Genomic DNA, 13,759 nt, shown 5'->3' with positions numbered 1-13,759 from the left:
TTTAAAATTCAACTATAAAAGCTTAAGCACATATCCATTTTCAGCGGCTTCAAGCTTATATTTATGCATCTTATCAAGCTCTAAAACCACTCTGAAATATCTATCGTGCCAGCCTATGATTACATTTTTAAAATATTCATTTTCAATTTTTAAGCTCTTTGTTTTAAAGCTTCTTGGCGGCCTTGCAAAGTCAAGAACGATCTTATTTTTCTCATAAGCAAAATGCTTTAAATTTTTAGCTTTTGTAGCGATTTTTAGATCTTTGTCATTGGCTAGAAAGCTTATAAAACCTAGAAATTTAACATCTTTTCCATTTTTTATACTATCAACTGGTTTTGTGCTAGGCTCAATCTTTATCTCGACCACCTTTTGTTCAGATTTTATGTTAGTTTCTTTTGCTTTATCTGTGCTAAGATCGATCACTACAACATTTGGAGTTGGCATATCTGAAGTTTTATTTCTATCTTTATTTGAAATTTTAGTTTCATTTTTTTCTATTATCACAGGAGTGCTTACTTTTTGGCTAGGCATATTTGCCATTGTGACCGAAACATCTAGCTTTTTTGCCACAACTGGTTCTGGATTTTTCACCTTATTTAAAGCAAATTCATCGCTGTAATCGATAGTTTTATTTATATCAGCTAGTCTTTTTTCCTTTATGGTGCCGTCATTTGCTCTATATTTTATGGTGACATCTAGTAAAAGTGCCGCATCGCTTGGAAATTTAAACGAAAGAGAATCAAAGCTATCAAATTTTTCTATGATATTTGTTGTCATAACGCTTGTATTTAGCTCGCTAATAGGCATAAATGGGTTCTCTCTAGCAAACACGCTTGCTGCAAATATAGATAAAACTAACCAAATTTTTTTCATCATTCCTACTTTTTATTAAAGTCTGGCTCAAGGCCTTGTAATTCAAAATAATCTTTTTGCAGGCGCGCGTTCATTTTTTTTAAAATTTCCACGTCCTCGCTAAGTCTATCTTTTTTACTCTGAAGACTTAGCATAACATCAAGTGAGCGTTTGCCAAACATCATATTGCCTACATAAAAGGCAAACATAGCCACACAAATGGTGGCTATGACGTAGCGTAATGTTGGTCTAATGTATTTTAAAATTTTATGAAATATGCCATCAGTGTTACCATATTCGTCTAAAATTTCGCTCAAATATTATCCCCCAAAAACTCTCCAGCCTCAAGTTCGATCTCAAGCAAGCGGTTGTATTTTGCATTACGCTCGCTTCTTGAAGTGGCACCTGTCTTTATCTCGCCAGTGTTTAGTGCGACTGCAAAGTCAGCGATGAACGCATCTTCGCTCTCGCCGCTTCTATGGCTCATTATGCAGCGATATCCGTTTCTTTGAGCAAGGCGGACAGTTTGCATAGTTTGTGTGACTGAGCCTATTTGATTTGGCTTGATTAAGATTGCATTTGCGATCTTTTTCTCGATGCCTTCGCGTAAAATTTTCTCATTTGTGACAAAAAGATCATCGCCAACTAGCTGCACTTTGCTGCCAAGCCTTTTTGTAAGCTCAGCCCAGCCGCTCCAGTCGTCCTCGCTAAGGCCATCTTCGATAGAAAATATCGGATATTTTTCACAAAGTTTTTCATAGTAGCTAATGAGCTCGTTACTGCTAAATTTCTTGCCCTCAAGCTCGTATTTGCCGTCTTTGTAAAGCTCGCTTGAAGCAACGTCAAGGGCTAGCTTTATTTGGCTGCCTAGCTCATATCCAGCCTCTTTTACAGCCTGTGAGATAAGCTTTAATGGCTCTTCGTTGTCTTTTAAATTTGGAGCAAAGCCGCCCTCGTCGCCGACAGCAGTGCTGTGACCAGTTGCGTTTAGGATAGATTTTAGCTTGTGATAAATTTCAGTTGCAGCTCTAAGCGCCTCGCTAAATGTGCTAAAGCCAAATGGCATGATCATAAATTCTTGAAAATCAACGCTGTTATTTGCGTGTGCGCCGCCATTTATGATGTTAAACATCGGCACCGGCAAGATGCTGGCGTTTGCACCGCCAAGATAGCGATAAAGCGGGATATTTAGGCTCTTTGCAGCTGCGCGAGCTACTGCCATAGATACGCCAAGGACTGCGTTTGCGCCTAAATTTGAGTAGTTGTGCGTGCCATCAAGCTCAAGCATCTCAGCATCGACTGCCTTTTGGTTGTAAGCATCAAGGCCTATAACTGCCTCTGCGATCTTTTCATTTACGTTTGAAACAGCTTTTAAAACGCCCTTGCCAGCGTATCTCTCGTCTTTGTCACGAAGCTCGAGCGCTTCACGCTTGCCTGTGCTCGCGCCACTTGGCACAATCGCGCTTGCCTCAGTTCCGTCGCTTAGTCTAACTGTCGCACGAACTGTTGGATTGCCTCTGCTGTCTAAAACCTCGTGAGCTTCTACATCTTCAATAAATACCATTATTCATCTCCTGCTTCGTTTGTGTCGTCGTCTTCGTCTTTTGCGCCGCTGCTTATTAGGTGATCTATACCCATTGAGCCTTTGATCGCCGCTACTATTTCATCAGAAATTTCTGGATGCTCTTTTAGATAGGCTTTGGCGTTTTCTCTGCCTTGGCCTAGTTTTTCGGCCTTGTAGCTAAACCACGCGCCTGATTTGTCGATGATGTCGAGCTTTACGCCATAGTCGATGATCTCGCCCTCTTTACTCACACCCTCGCCAAACATAATGTCAAATTCAGCCACTTTAAATGGAGGCGCGACCTTGTTTTTAACCACTTTTGCTTTTGTCCGGTTGCCGATAGGCTCGTCGTTTTGTTTAAGTGTGGCTATCTTTCTGACATCGATCCTTACAGATGAGTAAAATTTAAGTGCATTACCGCCAGTTGTAGTCTCTGGCGTGCCATATCCCATCATGCCGATCTTCATACGAATTTGATTGATGAAGATAACGGTTGTCTTCATCTTGCTTAAAATTCCAGTTAGCTTTCTAAGTGCCTGACTCATTAGTCTTGCTTGCAGGCCAACGTGCTGATCGCCCATATCGCCGTCTATTTCGCTCTTTGGAGTAAGAGCAGCGACGCTATCAACCACGATAAGATCGATCGCTCCACTTCTTGCAAGCGTCTCAACGATCTCAAGTGCCTGCTCGCCAAAGTCTGGCTGAGAGACGTAAAGGTTGTCAGTATTTACGCCTAAATTTGAAGCGTATTTTACGTCTAGTGCGTGCTCTGCATCGACAAATGCACAAATTCCGCCAGCTTTTTGAGCTTCAGCGATGATGTGAAGTGTGAGCGTGGTCTTGCCAGAGCTCTCTGGTCCGTAGATCTCGATGATCCTGCCTTTAGGGACGCCACCTATGCCAAGAGCCAGATCAAGCCCTAGCGAGCCAGTCGGTATCGACTCGATAGCCTCAACCTCTTTGTCGCCAAGTCTTAAAAGCGTGCCTTTGCCAAAAGCTTTATCGATCTGCTTTAGTGCAAGCTCGAGCGCCTTTTTCTTGTCCGCTTCGCTCTCTGGGATAGCTATCTTTTTGTCACTATCTTTTTCTTTTGCCATTTTTTACCTTATAGTTGAAATTTGGCTTGATTTTATCTAAAAAGAGATGAATTTTACTTGATTTACTCGCAAATTATAATATTTTCGCCAAGCAGTGCAGCGCTATCAATAAGAGCAAAAAGCTGCTCTTTTTCAAACAAAAATCCATAAATTTGATCTTCGTTTTTTAGTATTGCAAGCTTTAGCGGCTCTACAAGCGAGCTCGCGCAAAGGTTTAAAAAAGCTTCATTGATACTGTTTTGCGAAATTTGGGGTTTGTTTTTGAAATTCTCATCTTTTATAAAAGAGATAAATTTCTCTTGTGAGGTGGACTTATTAAATTTAAAAATTAGTTTTTCTTTTAAGGCCTGGGCTAAAATTTCATCAAATTTAACTAGATCGATGTGATTTTGAACGCCTAAAATTTTGGCAAAATTTAGCAGATTTTTATCGTAATCAGCCACATTTTTCTCATGCTCGCTTTGTGCCTTTTTAGCCCTATAAATGGCGTAAAATCCGATAATTATAAACAAAAATGAAAGGGTAAAAACTTCGCTCAAAAACTCACTCATCATCATCCTTATAAAATGCAAACTTCAGTCTTAAGCTCTACGCCAAATTTCTCTAAAACTCTAGCCTTTGCCAAATTTATAAGGCTAGTAGCGTCCTCAAAGCTTGCGTGGTTAAAATTTATCAAAAAATTTGCGTGCTCTTCGCTAAATTTCGCTCCGCCAATAGCGTATCCTTTTAGCCCGACCGCCTCAAGCAAAGCCCCTGCAAAGTGCCCCTCTGGATTTACAAAGCAGCTACCAAAGCTAGCTCCTTTTGGCTGATTTGCCCTTTTTGCGCTGATAGCTTCAGAAATGCTTACGTCAAAGCCACTTTGAAGCTCAAATTTAGCCCCCAAAATAGCCTCATCTATGCCGCTATGTCGGTAGCTAAAGTTTATCTCCTCTTTGCTCACCCAGCCACGAGCCAGACGCACATGCGTGAGGTTGTCACTTATACTAAATTTAAGCAGTCCAGCGTTCATTTTGATAAGTCCGCCAAGCGTGCCTGGGATATTTTTTAAAAACTCAAGGCGAGCTATGTTGTTTTGCTTGCAGAAGTTATAAATTTTAGCGGATTTTGTCGCAGCACCTATCTCAAGGTAAATTTTCTCGCTGATACGTTCTAAATTTATATAGTCAAAGTTCTTGCCAAGCATCGCCATTTTTGGGGGATTTGGCGAGATGAGTAGGTTGTTGCCTCCGCCTATCATCACAGCGCCTAAAAATTGAGGTGAGCTTAGATCTTCAAGGCTAGTTACCTCAAAAACTTCATGCACGCCGCCTATCCTAACCGAGGTAAATTTAGAAAAATCAACAAGCCTCGTCACTGGATAAATTCCGGTATAAACTCAAACATGCGAGTGGTAAATTCAACCATCATCGAGATCATCCAAGGCATCAAAAATATGATAACAACGACGACTAGCAAAATTTTTGGCACAAAGCTTAGCGTGGTTTCGTTTATCTGTGTGGTCGCTTGAAAAATGGAGATGATAAGACCTGCGATTAGGCCGCTTAGCAGCATCGGAAGGCTGATGTAAAGGGCGATCTTAAAGGTTTCAACTCCAAGCGAGACAAGCGTACTTTGCATCAACTAAACCTTGCTTCGTTGTATTCAGTTGGGATTAGGTAGTCGTTTACGTCGATTGGCTTTTCAAAAAAGCCTTTGTCATAGCCTATTTGATAGAGCTTATTTAGCGCTTTTAGCTGCGTTTCGTTCATGCTTATTGACTCGTCGTTTGCGTATAAATTTAGATACGTTTTAAGTTCCTCTTTGCCAACTCTAATAAGATTTCGCTCCATTAGCATGTGAGATAAAAATGGCTTGTGCGAAGTGGCGATCCTGACAGCTTCGCTGAGCACTCTCTCGCACTCGATAGCATCGGTTATGGGCAGGCTTCGTCTAAGAGCCATACCACCAAGTGGAAGTGGTAAATTTTCGCCGTTTAGCTCGCTCCAGATATCCCAAATTTCACGCTCTACGCAGAGCTGGTCTGAGAAATTTAAGATACTTTCATGTATTAGCACGCCAGCATCGACCTCGCCACTAAGCACAGCATTTTCGATCTCAAGAAAATTTTTATAAACGATCCTTGCCTCTGGGTAGGCTATGCGAAAGAGCAGGGCATTTGTCGTGTTTTTGCCAGAGAGTGCGACCTTAAAATTTCGCTTTAGCTGCTTACCTTTTAGCTTGATAAGCTTTGGGCCATATCCATTGCCAAAGCTCACCGCACAGCGTAAAAGCGCATACTCGTCGCAAATTTTTGGATAGAGTGCAAAGCTGATCGCTGTGGCTTCATAAGTGCCTTTTAGCGCCTCTTCGTTTAGCGTTTCTATATCAAGCGCCTTTGATGTAAAGGCTAAATTTTTACTGCTAACCCAGCCAAATTTGACCGCAGCATACATGAAAATATCGTCAGCATCCGGCGAGTGAGCGACATTTATATTCTTGAAATTTTGCAAAGACGATCCTTTTTTTGATTATGCCATTTTAATGAAATTTATTTAAAATAAAGTTTTAAGGGCGGTTTTTAAACGATTTTACCAGCTTTGCCTCTTTGAAATTTAGCACGTATTTCACGTCTATGGCGCCTTTAGCCTCTTTTCTTCGAGCGAAGATTGTCGAGTAAAACGGATGCTTAAGTTCAAGCATCTTAAGCAGTTTTTGATCGCTGTCTTCTTTTTTTATATTTTCAACGATTATTGTCGTTAAAAATTTGCCCTCAAACTCGTAAAATGGCCACACTATTGCGCCAGCATCGCTTGTTTTAAAGTCATTTATTTTAGATTTTTTAGGGATATTTAGCATCGAGATGATCTTTTTGTGAGGAATTTCTGCGTTTTGCACAGAGATCACCTTTACAAGCAGGTCTTTTTTGACGCCAAGTCCATTTTTGCTAAAACGATAAACTCCGTCTTCAAAGATGCCAACCTTTTCAAAGGCGTTAGCGTAGTTTGCGGCGGTGCAAACGGTTAGAAAAAGCGCTAGAAACGTTAAAATTTTTATAAATTTCATCTTTTCTCTTAAAATTTCACTCTCTTTAGCCTATCTGAGGCAAAATTTTTCCTACCAAATTTTGCCTCATCTTTGCCGTTTAGCTCGACTAGATCACCAGTAAAGCCACAAATGTCATTTTTAACAAGATAACTTCCCACGCCATAAGTATCAACTGGCGTGTTATAAGCTTCAAATTCTTTTATAACCTTAGGACTAAAGCCTGAGCTAACGACGATTTTAACGTATTTAAAGCCAGCTTTATCAAGCGTCTCTCTTAGAGCAAATATAAGCTCCTTGCAAACGCCATGTGGGTCAAACCCGCTAGTATCCTTATCATCAAAATATTTATCAATCAAATTTTTACTAGTATCGACTCTAACCGCACCAAGCCTCTCTTTTAATGCGTTTGCAGCCTTTAATGCATCTGTGATCACATCGTTGTTATAGTCCACTAAGGCCGTAATCTTCTCATTTTTAAAGGTTTTAGCATAAATTTCTGAGGCTTTTACTATATCCCCACCACACATTTGAATAAGCGCATGAGGCATGGTGCCACCACCTTTTAGCCCAGTAAGCTCGCCCTGAGCGTCAGTAGCGACCTTTTTGATACCGCCTACAAATGATGCATAGCCGTCGCCTGGTTGCGTGCAGATGTCATCTTGCCTATCCGCCATGCTAAAGACGTCCTTGCCATTTGCCGCTCTTATTACGTCTCTTGAATTTGTCGCCACGCAGCTTCTTCTAGTAAGGGTCGCGTCGATCACGTTTTCTAAAAAGCCAAAATTTTCATACTTGCCGCTTATCTTTAAAACTGGCTCGTTTGCATTTATTATATCGCCATCATTAAGTGCATAAATTTCAAGCTCGCTTGGGTCTTTGGCAAATTTATTGATGACGGCTAAAACTTCGTCAATGCCGCAAAGCACGATATCATCACGCCTTTGGAAAAACTGCATCGTCACATGCTGATCGGGTAAATTTTGCTTAATTATCTCATTTACTTTTAGAAAATATTTCGCAGTAAAGTAGCCCTCGCCGATCCTTGGATCTAGCCTAAAAGTCTTATCTGTTAGCCTTTTTATCTTGCCTTGCATCTTTAGCTCAAGTTCGTTCATGTCTGTCCTTTTTTTATCGTGATTATAGCATTTTGGTAGAAAAGTAAAAATTATAAAAATATATTTTAAGAATGTATAAGAGTATATTTTATAAAATCTTGAAATTTTACTTTTAAAGGAAAAATATGAAAAAGTTCTTACTTTTAATGGTTGCAATTTTTGCATTTGGCAATGAAAATTTGCTAGTAAGTGCTGGTGGCGGATATAAAAAGATAGTCGAAGCAGTCGCACAAAATCTCAAAAAAGATGGCGTAAATATCGACACTTCTTTTGCAAACATCACAGCGATCATGGCTCAGGCAAAAGAGGGCAAAACTGACGTGATCGTGGGCGATGAAGACTTTTTGAAAAAGTCTGATCTAAAGATCGCTGAATACGTAAATTTAGGCTCAGGTGCTTTGGCGCTGGCTACTAAAAAGGGTGTGAAAATAGAAAAAGTTGAAGAGCTAAAAGCGCTTTCTAAGATCGCTATGCCAGATGCTGTAAAGACAGTTTATGGTAAAAGAGCGAATGAATTTATGCAAAAAGCAAATTTAAGTGGCGAGCTAAAGGATAAAATTTTAGCAGTTGCTGGCGTACCACAAGTCGTTACTTATGTATTAAACGGTGAAGTTGATGCTGGGTTCATCAACCAGACTGAACTAAATGCACACAAAGATGAATTTGGTAGTTTTATCTTGATAGACAAATCGCTTTATGCTCCAGCAAACATCGTAGCTGCAAAGCTTGAAGGATGCGATAAAAAGGCTGATTGTGAGAAATTTTTAAATGAGCTAAAGAGCGAGAGATCAAAAGAAATTTACACTAAATTTGGCATAAGATAAGGCGAAATTTGCAAGAGCTCTCTTGGCTTTTTGATCCGCTATTTTTAAGCATAAAGGTCGTTTTGTGCCAAGGGGCTTTGCTTATCGTTTTTGGGCTGGCTTTGGCTTATTATTTAGCTTTTGGTAAGGCCAAATTTAAAGCTATTTTAGAGATGATCGTAACTTTTCCACTCATCTTTCCACCCATTGCTACTGGATTTTTACTGCTTTATCTGCTTGGTAAAAATGGCATCGTCGGCAAGGCTTTAAATTTAGAGATTATTTTTAGTTTTAAGGCCCTTGTGTTAGCTGCTTTTATAGCTTCGCTGCCACTATTTGTAAAGCCTGTCGCTTCTGCTCTTGGCTCACTTTCAAAGAGCCTAAGTGAAGCAGCATATAGCCTTGGAAAAGATAAATTTCAAACAGCTATTTTTGTGCTCTTCCCATGCGTTGCAAAAAGCGTAGCAGCGGCTTTTATCCTAGCTCTCTCGCGTGGGCTTGGCGAGGTTGGCATAACACTAATTTTGGGTGGCAATATCATAGGCAAAACAGACACTATTTCGCTTGCCATTTATAATGCTGTATACGATGGTAAAAGCGATGAAGCACTAGTTTTAAGCCTTGTTTTGGTTGTATTAAGCTTTATTTTGTTTGGGATTATAAATTTGCTTGATAAAAGTAAAATTTAAAGTGAGTGGCGAGAGGATGAGAGAATCGAACTCCCCACCAGACGGTCAACCGCCCAGTCATCGGGTTTGAAGCCCGTGAGCATCACCAGATTACTTTATCCTCCGTGCGCGTTATTTTAGCAGATTTAGATAAATTTTAGCCCATTTTCTATAAACTTTTTGAAATTACAAAAGGATTTCTGATTTTAAAATTTAGCGTTTTTGCATTTTTGGCTCTATTTTTTTGCTCTTGCTCTTCGGTTCTTTCTCCAGCAACTGCGCCGCTAAATGTATATGATGCGTACTCTATTTCACGTGATAAACGTGGTATTTACTCGATCACAAGAGATAAATTTATACAAAGCAAATTGCAAAGCAAAATTTTATTTTCAAAAGGGCTTAGTAATATTGATATCGAGATAGAGGTTTTTTACGGAGATGCTTATCTGATCGGACTTGTTGATAGCAAAGAGCTTGAAGATAAGTTAGTAGGACTAGCCAAAAATACAGATGGTGTACGAGAAATTTACACCTATCTTCGCATAAAAAAGCCAGAGTATCCATGCGATAGTCTAAAAATTCTTGCAAATTTAAAACAAAACCTTTTCAAAGATAGTATAGTCGAAGGAACAAATGTGCGTGTTAGTATCGTTGGCTGCGATGTTGTTTTTAGTGGCGTTGTCGATAGTATAGAGCAAGAAAAACATGCTATTTGGTACGCTAAGCACATTGACGGCGTGGCCGATGTCTACTCATTTATTAAAGTTATCAAATAAATTTAGCTTAAATATCGCTCTTTTTTACAAAGCTTGCAATGAGGCTTGGTAAGATGATTAGCGCGCCAAGAAGCATAAATACCATAACAAGATCGGTTAGTAAGCCAAAATATATAGTTGGGATAAAATTGCTAGTTATCATCACGCTAAAGCCAAGAAAAATAGTGAATGATGTGTAATACATCGCATATCCGATGCTTGCGTGCGCGACTTTAATGCTCTCAAAAACGCTTTTTGTAAGCATTTCTTCTTTAAATCGGTGGATGTAATGGATAATATCATCAACGCCGATACCTATACTAATGGCTGCGATCGTAATGCTCATCACATCAAGCGGAATGCCAAAAAATCCCATCACACCAAAGAGTGTGCAAAGTGGGATTAAATTTGAAACTATTGCAATGGTTGCTAGCTTTATGCTTCTAAAAATAAAGCAAAATATGACAAAAAGTATAGCGACAGTTAGTCCAAAAGTATCAACTTGTGAGCTAAGTAAATTTTGAAGCATATTGTTATAAAGCACCATCATTCCGGCAACTTCTATGCTTACATTGTCATTTTTAGTAAGCTGTGCTAGCCCTTCTCTAAGCTCCTTTAGAAATAAATTTCGTCTAAGATCAGAGTCGCTATCGACGATCCTTATACTAAATCTAAGTTCATCATTTTCAACGCTTACATAGGGACTTAATAAGATATTTTTATAACTTTGTGGTAATTTCTCATACATCGCAGCTAATAAAAAATCATCACTCGCACCGTTATTTAGCTCTTTTATGGCTTTTATGAGCGTTGCTAGCGAGCTTACATGTCCGACAAATTTTTGCTCTTTTAAATAGTCGTGAATCTTCTCAGCAACCCTTGTGTGATAGCTATTAAACCAGTACTTTGCATCCTTAGCGTTGCTTTCAAACTCATTTTCAAACTCATCTTGCTCGGCATTTTTTTCTTGTTTTTGCTCTTTAAATTTCACTATCACATCAACCGGTATCGTGCCACCAAGCTTAGTATCAATGACTTGCATTCCTTGGCGAATTTCTGTACTTTCTTTAAAGTAGCCAATGAAGCTATTTTCAACCTTTATCTTGCTGATACCATAAACGCCAAAACAAACGACTAGAACGCAAACTACGTAGATAATCTTTCTTGAGTTTAAGGCTAAATTTGCGCAGTATTTTGTAAATTTAAAGCTATTTTCAAAGGTTATAATAGGAGCTAATTTTTTTAAATTTACATTTATTGCACCAAATAATAAAAATGAAAGCACAAGCGAAACGCTAATGCCAGTACTCATCATAACGCCAAGCATGATAACTGGCTTTATGTCAGCGCTCATAAGTGAGCTAAAGCCAATAACCGTGGTAAATATCGCCCAAAAAGATGGAGAGAATTTATCGCGAAGCGTTAGATAAATTAGCTGATTTTGGCTATATTTTGGATGCTTTACGTAAAATTCTCGGTAGCTAACGACAAGGTGAATCACAGTTGAAATAGTAATGATAAGCTGAAGTGCGATGTAGTTTGAGCTAATGACCGTCACTTCCCAGTCAAATATACCAAAAATTCCGGTCGTAAAAATGGCACTTACGGCACATATAAACATCGGCAAAACTATCCATCTAACCTGCCTGAAAAATAGCCACAAACTAAAGCTAAGAAGAGCAAGTACGCTTAAGCCATAAACCAAAAGATCGTTCTTTATAAAGCCTATCATATCATCAGCGATCATATTTGCGCCGCCTAAGAATAGCTCGTCATTTGCGTTAAATTTAGCTATGGTTGCTTTTATGGCCTCAAGGTTTTCGTGATCGCTCTTTCTAAGCTCGTCTCGGTAGGCTTTAAACTCATAGGCAAGAGCCTCTAGCTTAAGTCGCTCAGCTTGTGTGATAGTGCCGTTTGACTCTTTTTGGCTAAGCAAATTTCTCTCATTTACAAGCTCATTAAATTTCTCATCTTGTTTTAAATTTAGAGCAATTGCTGTGGTTTTTAGATCTTTGCTTATCAAATTTCCGCTGTAAATCGGACTTTTGGCAAACTCGAGCTTCGCTTTTGAAATATTTATATCTTTATCTTGCAGCGTTGGAGTATGATCTAAGATGCCCGTGATCCCGCCTTTTACACTATTTAAAAGCGGAATATTTATTATAGAGATGACGCTATTTACCATATCGTTTTTAGCTAGTTCATCGCCTAAATTTTTGATAAGTTCTAAATTTTTAGGTGAAAAAAGGTCATCTTTTGGAGTAAAAGCGACCACTAAAAATCCGGGTGAGTCGTAGCGTTTGGCTATCTCTCTATAAGCTTTTAAGTCAGGATCATGCTCAAGCAGTAGCGTTTCAGCTGATGCATCAACGCTAAGCTTAGTGCTAAGATAGCCAAAAACTACGCTTAAAGCTAAAATTAGAGCAATAATAAGCTTGTTTTTAGCAATGATAAATTTAAAAATTTGTCGCATTAAGGGTTAGTTTTATTTTGATCAGGCAAAACAGCTTCGTTTAGCTTTTGTAAAAGAGTATTAAAATCAGCGTTATTTAGCACATCACCAAACTGACTTCTGTATGTTTGAATGATGCTTACACCAACGATATCAAGATCGTAAATGAGCCAACCACGCTCTTTAGCGTCATAAAATTTATAGACAAATTCGTAGCTCTTGCCATCATTTACAAGCTCGGATGTGAGCCAGTATCTATTTTTTTGAGGTTCGCTCTCACCAGTTATATGTATCTCTTGGTCTTTGTACCCTAAAAGTTTATCTATGTATGAGCTTTTTAGTTTTTGCTCAAATGCTGCGTCAAATTTAGCTTGCTCGTCGCTACTTAGGCTGTTGTAACGTTTGCCAAGGCTTATCTTTGCCATTTGCTTATAGTCAAAAAATGGATCAAGAAGAGCAAAAATTTCTTTTGTCTTTGCGTTATTGTCTAAATTTGTATCTTTTAAAATTTCAATAACCTTTGTTGTTTTCATCTCTACTTCAGGCTTGATCTGCTCTTTTGAAATAGCAAAAAGGCTAGTTGTAAAAAGTAAAATCATAGTTAGAATTTTTAAAATTTTCATATTTACTCCTTGATAAGCTTATCGCGTCTTTGCTCGTAAGCATCGCGTAAAAATGGATAAAGGTCAATAGCATCTTTTCTTAGTTTTTCATAAGCAGTTGGATCTTGTGAAAAGCTATTAAACGCTCTATATGACTTGATACCAGTTGATAAAAGTATAGGATCAACGTAGCTAATAGGATCAGCAAAATAATCTCCGACCATGCCACCAGTATCTCTTAAATTTGATGGTCCAATAAGTGGCCAAACTATATGAAAACCGCTGCCAAGCCCCCAATATCCAAGCGTTTGTCCAAAATCTTCATCGTGAGGTTTGAGGTTGTAGTATTTTGCTCCGTCTGTTAGTCCGCCAAAACCTATTATCGTATTTGCTAAAAATCTCAATGTCTCTTCGCCAGCGTTTTGAAATTTAAACTGAAGTAGATTATTTACAAAGCGAACCGGGAAAAGCAGATTGTCAAAGAAATTTGAAACCATTGTTCTAGCTGTTTTTGGCACAACGTAGGCATAGCCTTTTGCCACCGGAGTTAGCATATTTACATAGATAAAGTCATTTGCATGTGTCATCATTCTATTGTAGCCACTAAGCGGGTCAAAAACATCTTTTCTTGCTTCAAATTCAACATCAAATTCGTCGCTTTCACTATTCGTATTTATGCCCGTATTAGCACAGGCTAAAAGCAAACTAAAAAAGATAGAAAGCAAAAATTTCATACTAAGCCTTATTTTTATTTATAAAATGTAGCTCGATTTTATCTTTTAAAAACTTTACAAGAAATTAAGAGAAATTTATAAATTGGCTTA

Annotated in this window: 16 protein-coding genes and 1 tRNA gene; 3 read left to right on the top strand and 14 right to left on the bottom strand. The window is 38.7% G+C overall.

Annotated features, from left to right (window positions below; genetic code table 11):
• Positions 1–12: 12 nt before the first annotated feature.
• From CVS97_RS06000 to CVS97_RS05955, 10 genes are all read right to left on the bottom strand, one after another.
• Positions 13–873, bottom strand: a complete 861-nt coding sequence (locus CVS97_RS06000) for an AMIN domain-containing protein (protein WP_107785429.1) — start codon at positions 871–873, stop codon at positions 13–15.
• A 5-nt stretch (positions 874–878) separates the two neighbouring features.
• Positions 879–1,169, bottom strand: a complete 291-nt coding sequence (locus tag CVS97_RS05995; protein WP_054197225.1) for a hypothetical protein — start codon at positions 1,167–1,169, stop codon at positions 879–881.
• Complete coding sequence (eno, locus tag CVS97_RS05990; protein WP_107785428.1) at positions 1,166–2,416, bottom strand: phosphopyruvate hydratase; 1,251 nt, start codon at positions 2,414–2,416, stop codon at positions 1,166–1,168. Before eno ends, CVS97_RS05995 begins: the two co-directional genes overlap by 4 nt.
• Positions 2,416–3,513 (bottom strand): recombinase RecA, encoded by a 1,098-nt coding sequence (recA, locus tag CVS97_RS05985; protein WP_002940852.1) that lies wholly within the window; start codon positions 3,511–3,513, stop codon positions 2,416–2,418. Before recA ends, eno begins: the two co-directional genes overlap by 1 nt.
• Before the next feature lie 62 nt (positions 3,514–3,575).
• The gene (locus tag CVS97_RS05980) at positions 3,576–4,064 is read right to left on the bottom strand and encodes an addiction module antitoxin (RefSeq protein WP_107785427.1); all 489 of its coding nucleotides are present in this window, start codon (positions 4,062–4,064) and stop codon (positions 3,576–3,578) included.
• Positions 4,065–4,072: 8 nt separating this feature from the next.
• The gene (locus CVS97_RS05975) at positions 4,073–4,870 is read right to left on the bottom strand and encodes a UDP-N-acetylmuramate dehydrogenase (RefSeq protein ID WP_107785426.1); all 798 of its coding nucleotides are present in this window, start codon (positions 4,868–4,870) and stop codon (positions 4,073–4,075) included.
• Complete coding sequence (gene fliQ / locus CVS97_RS05970) at positions 4,867–5,136, bottom strand: flagellar biosynthesis protein FliQ (protein WP_223154533.1); 270 nt, start codon at positions 5,134–5,136, stop codon at positions 4,867–4,869. Before fliQ ends, CVS97_RS05975 begins: the two co-directional genes overlap by 4 nt.
• The gene (locus CVS97_RS05965) at positions 5,133–5,948 is read right to left on the bottom strand and encodes an MqnA/MqnD/SBP family protein (protein WP_230853333.1); all 816 of its coding nucleotides are present in this window, start codon (positions 5,946–5,948) and stop codon (positions 5,133–5,135) included. The genes fliQ and CVS97_RS05965 overlap by 4 nt, the downstream gene beginning before the upstream one ends.
• Positions 5,949–6,060: 112 nt before the next feature.
• The gene (locus tag CVS97_RS05960) at positions 6,061–6,558 is read right to left on the bottom strand and encodes a chemotaxis protein (protein ID WP_107770568.1); all 498 of its coding nucleotides are present in this window, start codon (positions 6,556–6,558) and stop codon (positions 6,061–6,063) included.
• Positions 6,559–6,566: 8 nt separating this feature from the next.
• Entirely contained in the window at positions 6,567–7,655 is a 1,089-nt protein-coding gene (locus CVS97_RS05955; protein WP_107785425.1) for a nicotinate phosphoribosyltransferase, read from the bottom strand.
• A 125-nt stretch (positions 7,656–7,780) separates the two neighbouring features.
• Here CVS97_RS05955 and modA point away from each other — a divergent pair, with 125 nt between their 5' ends.
• Positions 7,781–8,479: a molybdate ABC transporter substrate-binding protein gene (modA, locus tag CVS97_RS05950; protein ID WP_107785424.1), complete on the top strand. Its 699-nt coding sequence runs from the start codon at positions 7,781–7,783 to the stop codon at positions 8,477–8,479.
• Between the two features lie 8 nt (positions 8,480–8,487).
• On the top strand, positions 8,488–9,147 hold the full coding sequence (locus CVS97_RS05945; protein ID WP_107785423.1) for a molybdate ABC transporter permease subunit: 660 nt from the start codon (positions 8,488–8,490) through the stop codon (positions 9,145–9,147).
• Positions 9,148–9,153: 6 nt separating this feature from the next.
• On the opposite strand, the gene CVS97_RS09235 is transcribed toward CVS97_RS05945, so the two are convergent.
• Positions 9,154–9,251: transfer RNA gene (locus tag CVS97_RS09235), tRNA-Sec, on the bottom strand.
• A 75-nt stretch (positions 9,252–9,326) separates the two neighbouring features.
• Here CVS97_RS09235 and CVS97_RS05940 point away from each other — a divergent pair.
• Positions 9,327–9,902, top strand: coding sequence for a BON domain-containing protein (locus CVS97_RS05940; RefSeq protein WP_107785422.1), 576 nt, complete (start codon positions 9,327–9,329; stop codon positions 9,900–9,902).
• A gap of 7 nt (positions 9,903–9,909) precedes the next feature.
• Here CVS97_RS05940 and CVS97_RS05935 read toward each other — a convergent pair whose 3' ends face one another.
• Genes CVS97_RS05935 through CVS97_RS05925 form a run of 3 tightly spaced genes read right to left on the bottom strand, consistent with a single transcriptional unit; the run spans position 9,910 to position 13,669 of the window.
• Positions 9,910–12,354, bottom strand: coding sequence for an efflux RND transporter permease subunit (locus CVS97_RS05935; RefSeq protein WP_107785421.1), 2,445 nt, complete (start codon positions 12,352–12,354; stop codon positions 9,910–9,912).
• A complete protein-coding gene (locus tag CVS97_RS05930) occupies positions 12,354–12,956 on the bottom strand; it encodes an ABC transporter substrate-binding protein (protein ID WP_103651245.1) in 603 nt (200 codons plus the stop codon). Before CVS97_RS05930 ends, CVS97_RS05935 begins: the two co-directional genes overlap by 1 nt.
• A 2-nt stretch (positions 12,957–12,958) precedes the next feature.
• The gene (locus tag CVS97_RS05925) at positions 12,959–13,669 is read right to left on the bottom strand and encodes a VacJ family lipoprotein (protein WP_107785420.1); all 711 of its coding nucleotides are present in this window, start codon (positions 13,667–13,669) and stop codon (positions 12,959–12,961) included.
• Positions 13,670–13,759: the final 90 nt, after the last annotated feature.

This window comes from Campylobacter concisus (assembly GCF_003049735.1).
Lineage (GTDB): Bacteria > Campylobacterota > Campylobacteria > Campylobacterales > Campylobacteraceae > Campylobacter_A > Campylobacter_A concisus_AN.
This window is presented reverse-complemented; position numbering and strand designations above follow the sequence as displayed.